The 6,447-nt window shown below is 70.6% G+C and carries 6 protein-coding genes; all 6 read right to left on the reverse strand.

Features of this window, described 5'->3' with window-relative positions; genetic code table 11:
- Window positions 1-43: 43 nt before the first annotated feature.
- Window positions 44-937, reverse strand: a complete 894-nt coding sequence (locus tag HYZ11_03620; protein ID MBI3126675.1) for a cytochrome c biogenesis protein CcdA — start codon at window positions 935-937, stop codon at window positions 44-46.
- Window positions 938-965: 28 nt separating this feature from the next.
- On the reverse strand, window positions 966-1,481 hold the full coding sequence (locus HYZ11_03625; protein ID MBI3126676.1) for a hypothetical protein: 516 nt from the start codon (window positions 1,479-1,481) through the stop codon (window positions 966-968).
- The gene (locus HYZ11_03630) at window positions 1,478-2,806 is read right to left on the reverse strand and encodes an adenylosuccinate synthase (GenBank protein MBI3126677.1); all 1,329 of its coding nucleotides are present in this window, start codon (window positions 2,804-2,806) and stop codon (window positions 1,478-1,480) included. The genes HYZ11_03625 and HYZ11_03630 overlap by 4 nt, the downstream gene beginning before the upstream one ends.
- A complete protein-coding gene (gene hisZ / locus HYZ11_03635) occupies window positions 2,803-4,158 on the reverse strand; it encodes an ATP phosphoribosyltransferase regulatory subunit (protein ID MBI3126678.1) in 1,356 nt (451 codons plus the stop codon). The genes HYZ11_03630 and hisZ overlap by 4 nt, the downstream gene beginning before the upstream one ends.
- Entirely contained in the window at window positions 4,133-5,725 is a 1,593-nt protein-coding gene (locus tag HYZ11_03640) for a phosphoglycerate dehydrogenase (protein ID MBI3126679.1), read from the reverse strand. The genes hisZ and HYZ11_03640 overlap by 26 nt, the downstream gene beginning before the upstream one ends.
- Window positions 5,722-6,447: alanine--glyoxylate aminotransferase family protein (locus HYZ11_03645; GenBank protein MBI3126680.1), on the reverse strand; the 726-nt coding region annotated here is incomplete at its 5' end. The genes HYZ11_03645 and HYZ11_03640, both read right to left, overlap by 4 nt.

The raw sequence follows: 6,447 nt of genomic DNA on the forward strand, positions 1-6,447 counted from the left end.
GATATGCCGCCGGCGAACCATTCAAGAACCTTCCGAATTCCGCTTACACCCCCGTGTAGCCCGTCCACTGGATCAGGTAGGAGGAGAGGATGCTGAGGTAGTTGGAGATGAGGAGAAGGCCCACGGCGAGGAGCATGGCGCTGCTGCCGAGCTCGATGGTGCGGAACCAGGCGCGGAAGCCCTGGTAGTAGCGGAAGAAGTAGCCCACCCCCAAGCCGCTCAGCAGGAAGGGGACGCCCAGCCCGAGGGAGTACGCGAGGAGGAGGAAGATGCCCGTCGCGGCCGTCTGCTGGGTGCCGGCGTAGAGGAGGATGCTCCCCAGGATGGGCCCCACGCAGGGGGTCCAGCCGGCGGCGAAGGTCACGCCGACGAGGAGGCTCCCGGCCCAGCCCGCGGGCTTGCTCCGGATGTGGAACCGCCGCTCCTGGGAGAGGGCGGGGAGGAAGACGGCCGCCAGCGCGTAGAGGGCCGCGGCCGAGGCCACCCCGCCCAGCGTCGGCGATCCCGCCCGGATGCCCGCCAGCCCGGCCAGGAGCAGCAGGCTGGCCAGCCCGCCCACGAGCCAGTCGGGGCGCTTGAGGAGGCTCTGCTGGAGCCTAAAGCCCACGGCGCGGTCCCCGACGTAGAGGCCGAACATGGTGATGAGGACGCCCCCCGCGATGCGGATGACGTTCTGGTAGTCGAAGAGGAGCCTCCCGATGTAGGAGAAGCTCGCGCCCAGCGCGACGAAGACGGCGGTGAAGCCGGCGATGAAGAAAAGCGAGTTGAGCATCACGGCCGACCGGATGCCGGGCGTGTGGCCGCGCGCCTGGATGTCCTCGTAGGTGAGGCCCGTGATGTACGAGAGATAGCTCGGGAAGAGGGGCAGCACGCAGGGGGAGAGGAAGCTCAGCAGCCCGGCCCCGAAGGCCAGCCCCAGGGAGACGCTTTCCGTCATGACGGCTCGTCCTGATTCCGGCGGCGGATCATTCGACCACCACCCGCGCGAAGGCGTTCCGCTCCGCGAGGGGGAGGCCCGTGACGAAGAAGTTGTAGGTCCCCGCGCGGGTGAAAGCGGTGCTGGCCGAGGCGCCCGGCCCGAACGCGGCGCTCACGTAGGTGCCGTCCGGCGCGAGGAAGAACAGCGTGGGCGACTGCGTGGACTTCAGGAGAGTCTCTCCCTCGTTGAAGATCACGGACGAGTAGCCCGGCGTCGCGTTGAACCAGATCACCGTGCTCCCCTTCTCGACGCGGACTTCGCGGGGGGTGATGCCGTCCCGGTCGATCCGCACCACGTGGAACTTCCCGAAGCCCGGGAGCTGGGCGTCCGCGGGCGGCCGCTCCGCCGGCGGGGGAGTTCGCGTGGCCGCCGGGGGCCTCAGGCTCGGGGAGCCCGAGCGCTCGGCGGCCAGGGCGGCGCCGCTCCAGGCGACGGCCGCGCACCATGCCAGAACAAGCAGCCCGCACCGTATATTCCCTCTCCGCGCCGTGCCCCTCTTCAAGACCCGGACTCCTTTCCAGCCCCGGCGGCGAAGGGGTCCCGCATCTCAATGGTGTCCTCCCGGCCCGGGCCGGTGGAGATGAGCCATATTCTGCGCCCGGCCAGGCGCTCCAGGGCCCCCAGGTAGTTCCGGGCGCCCTGGGGGAGGGCGTTCCAGTCCCGGCACCCGGAGGTCGCGCTCAGCCACCCGGGGAATTCCTCATAGACCGGCCTGCAGCGGTCGAGGATGCCCGTCTCGGCCGGGAAGGCGCCGAGCCGCTTCCCGTCCAGCTCATAGCCCACGCAGACCCGGATGGTCTTCTGGTTGTCGAGGATGTCGAGCTTGGTGATCACCAGGCCGTCCAGGCCGGTCACCTGGACGCAGTGCCGGGCCGCGACGGCGTCGAACCAGCCGCAGCGCCGGGGGCGGCCGGTGGTCGCCCCGAACTCGCCCCCCGCCGAGCGCAGGCGCTCGCCCTCCTCGCCGTGGATCTCGGACGGGAAGGGCCCCTGCCCCACCCGGGTGCAGTACACCTTCATCACCCCCAGGACGGCGGTCAGCTTCCCGTAGGGCAGGCCCAGCCCGCTCAAGGCCCCGCCCACCCCGGTGTTGCTCGAGGTGACGTAGGGGTAGGTGCCCATGTCGAGATCGAGGAGAACGCCCTGGGCGCCCTCGAGCAGGATGCGCTTCCCCTGCTCCAGCGCGGCGTGAATCTCGGTGTCGGTGTTCCGCACGTGGGGCGCCAGGATCTCGCGCACCCTCCGGCACACCTCCAGGTTGTAGCCCTCGTCGAGGGCCTGCGCCTCCTCCTTCGACAGCGGGATGTCGCCCAGGATGCGCCGCTTGAGGGCCAGGCTCACCCGGACGCGCTCGGTCAGCACCTTCTCGTCCAGCAGGTCCGAGACGCGCACCCCGAGGCGGGCGGCCTTGTCGGAGTACGCCGGGCCGATGCCCCGGCCGGTCGTCCCGATGCGGTTGACGCCGAGGAGGTCCTCCATGTGGGCGTCGAGCACCTTGTGGTAGGGCATGATGAGGTGGGCGCGCTTTCCCACCGCCAGGTTGTCGTTCACCTCGACGCCCTGCGACCGCAGGTACTGGATCTCCTCGACCAGGGCGAGCGGGTCCACCACCACGCCCGAGCCGATGATGCAGCGGACGTTGGGATGCAGGATCCCGGTCGGAACCAGGTGCAGGACGTACTGCTTCTCCCGCACGACCACCGTGTGGCCCGCGTTGGCGCCTCCCTGGTAGCGGGCCACGACGTCCGCGCGCTCGGCGAGCCAGTCGATGACCTTGCCCTTCCCCTCGTCGCCCCACTGGCCGCCGAGCACCGCCACCACGCTCATGAGCGCTCCTCTCGATCCCGCTCCCCGATGCGGGCCGCCAGCTCGGAGGCCTTGCACCGGTCCAGTTCCTTCCCCGAGGAATCCAGCAGCCGCACGCGGCCGGTCCGGGACTCCTGCGCGTCCACCACCACGCAGCGGTGGACCCCCGCGCGCCGGGCGTAGTCGAGCGAGGCGGCGAGGTCGCGGCGGATGATGTCCCGGGCCACGCGCCAGCCCCGCGCGCGCAAATCCCGGGCCAGGGTGACGCCGATGCGCTTCTCCTGGGTGAAATCGATCACCAGGAAGTCGGCCCCGCCCGGCTCGGAGCCGTTCAACGTCGCGATGCGCAGGAGCTGGTCCAGGTCCAGGGCGAAGCCCGTGCCGTGGCCGTCGGTCCCGTACAGGCCGAGGAGGCGATCATAGCGCCCCCCGCCGCAGATCGGATAGCCCGAACCCTCGACGAAGCCCTCGAAGATCACCCCGGTATAATAATCGAAATCCCGGAAATCGCTCAGATCCAGGAGCACCCGGTCGGCCAGCCCGTAGAAATCCAGCAGCCGGAGAACGCGCGCGAGCTCGCGGAGGGCGCGCCGGGAGGAGGCGTTCCGCACTCCCTTCGCCGCCCGGTCCAGAACCTCCTTCCCGCCGAATAGGGAGGGGAGATCGAGGAGCCGCCGGGCGTCCTCCCGCTTCCCCGGAAGGCCGCGCAGCAGGGCGTCGAGGCCCGCCGCGTCCCGGCGCGCGACGGCGTCGAGCACCTCGCGGCGGCGCGCTCCCTCGAGTCCCAGCGCGTCCAGGATGCCGCGCAGGTAGGCCGTGTGGCTCAGGGATATCCGGAAGTTCTCCACCCCGGCCGTCCGCAGGCACTCCACGGCGATGGCGATGGTCTCGGCGTCGGCCTCGAGCGAGATGAGGCCGATGAGCTCCACCCCGGCCTGCCAGAACTCCCGCTGCAGCAGCCCCGCCACGTGCGCGTGGCGGAAGACGTTGGTCATGTAGCACAGCCGGAGGGGGCGGGGCTGGTCGGCCAGGAGGGTGCCCGCCACCCGGGCGATTTGGGGCGTCATGTCGGCCCGGAGCGCCAGCAGCTCGCCCGACTCGCGATCCACCTGGCGGAAGGTTTCCGCGTCCCGGCCCTCCCCCGCCGGGCTCGGGACGTAGAACTCGAAGACCGGCGTGACGATCTCGCTGAAGCCCCACCGCCCGAAGACCGCGAGAAGCCGCTCCTCTAGGAGGCGCTTGCGCCGCGCCTGCTCGGGAAGGAACACCTTCGAGCCGGCCGGCATCGCCTTGTAGGCGAGGATGCGCTCGGTTCCCCGCAGGCTCTCGCCGGACCCGGACTTCTTATTAGAGGCGGACGAGTTTGGCGTCATAGATGTTGGGGATGGAGCGGATCTTCTCCATCACCTCGTCCGGGATGGGGTCATCGAGGGCGAGGACGGCCACGGCGCGCGCGCTCATCTTGGCGCGGCCGAGCTGCATCCCGGCGATGTTGATGTTGTGGCTGCCGAGGAGGGTGCCAATGACGCCGATCATGCCGGGGCGGTCCTCGTTGGTGAAGACGAGCTTGTAGCCCTCCGCCGTGACGTCCACGCTGAAATGGTCGATCTGCACGATGCGGGGCTCCTCCCCCACGATGGCGCCCCCGGCCGAGCGCTCCCCGTCGTCCGTCGCCGCCCGGAGCTCGATGAAGTTGGTGTACTTCTCCGTCTCGCTCCGGGTGGAGGACACCACCTCGATGCCCCGCTCCTTGGCGAGCAGCGGGCCGTTCACGAGGTTGACGCGGGCCCCGCTCAGGAACTTGCCCAGGAAGCCCTTGAGCGCGGACGCCGAGAGGGGCCCGATGGGCACCTCCAGCGCGCCGCCGTAGCTCACCTCGAGCCGCCGGACGCCCCCCTCCACCAACTGGGCGAGGAAATAGCCCAGCCGGTCCGCCAGCTGGAGGTAGGGGCCGATGCGCTCCAGCACGTCGGGCCCCAGCGCCGGGAGGTTGACCGCGTGGCGCACCACGCCCTTGGTGAGATAGGCCACCACCTGCTCCGCCGCGCTGATGGCCACATTCTCCTGCGCCTCGGCCGTGGAGGCGCCGAGGTGGGGCGTGCACACCACGTTCTCGCGCCCGACCAGCGGGTTGCCCGGATCGGGAGGCTCCTTCGTGTAAACGTCCATCGCCGCCCCCGCCACCTTGCCCGAATCGAGGGCCGCGGCGAGCGCCGCCTCGTCCACCAGCCCGCCCCGCGCGCAGTTGATGATGCGCACCCCCTTCTTCATCTGGGCGATCTCCTCCGTCCCGATGAGGCTCTCGGTCTCGGGGGATTTCGGCACGTGGAGGGTGACGTAGTCCGCCTGGGCGAGCACCTCGCCGAAGGACAGGAGCTTCACCCCGCGCTTGGCCGCGGCCTCCGAGGAAATGTAGGGGTCGTACGCGATCACGTTCATCCCGATGCCGCGCGCGAGCTGAGCCACGGTGGAACCGATGCGGCCCAGGCCCACCACCCCGAGCGTCTTGCCGTGGAGCTCGCTCCCGACGAAGCGGTTGCGCTCCCACTTGCCGCCCTTCACCGAGGAGACGGCGGCCGGGAGCTTCCTCGCCAGGGCGAACAGCAGGGCCACGGTGTGCTCGGCCGTGGTGATGACGTTCCCGTCCGGCGCGTTCACGACGAGGATGCCCTTCCGGCTGGCGCAGTCGAGGTCCACGTTGTCCACCCCGATGCCCGCCCGCGCCACCACCTTGAGCCGCTCGCCCGCCCCCAGCACCTCCGCGTCCACCTGGGTGGCGCTGCGGACGAGGAGCGCGTCCACCTCGGGCATGAGGCGGAGGAGCTCCCCGCGCGGGATGCCGGGCTTGTTGACGACCTCGAAGTCCGGCTGGGCGCGCAGGATATCCTCCGCCCGCGGGGAAAGCTGGTCCGAGATCAGGATCCGGCAGCTCTCGCTCATGACTGGAACGCCTTCTGCGCGGCGGCCACGCCGGCGCCCGGCTCCACGCGGCGGCCCAGGTCGGCCAGGACGCTCTCCAGCGCGCCCACGGCCGTCAGCATGTCGGATTCGTCCACGTAGCCCAGGTGGCCGATGCGGAAGATCTTGCCCGCGAGCTCCCCCTGCCCCCCGGCGATGGTGACGCCGTAGACGTCCTGCATCCGGCCGGGAATGGCCTTGCCGTTCACCCCCTCGGGAACCTTGATCGCGGTGACGCTCTCGCTGCGCAGGTCCTTGGGGAATATCTCGAGCCCCAGCGCCTCGGCGGCGGCCCGGGCGCCCGCCGCCAGCCTGGAGTGGCGCTTGAAGATGTCCGGGAGCCCCTCCGCCCGCATCATCTCCAGGGCCACCTTGAGGCCCACGATCAAGGAGATGGCGGGAGTCCAGGCCGTCGTGTTCTTGGCCTGCACCTTCCGCTCGATGCGCAGATCGAAATAATAGCGCGGGCTGCGGGACTTCGCCGCGGCCGCCCAGCCGCGCTCGCTCAGCCACAGGGTGGCGAGGCCGGGCGGGAGCATCATGGCCTTCTGGCTGCCGCTCACCAGCACGTCGATCCCCCATTCGGCCGGGCGGAGATCGTAGACCCCCAGGGCCGTGATGGCGTCCACGGCGAGGAGGGTGTCCGGGGCCTTCTTCCGGAGGAGCGCGCCCAGGGCCTGGACGTCGTGCTTGGCGCCCGTCGA

Source organism: Candidatus Tectomicrobia bacterium, from assembly GCA_016192135.1.
Lineage (GTDB): Bacteria > UBA8248 > UBA8248 > UBA8248 > UBA8248 > 2-12-FULL-69-37.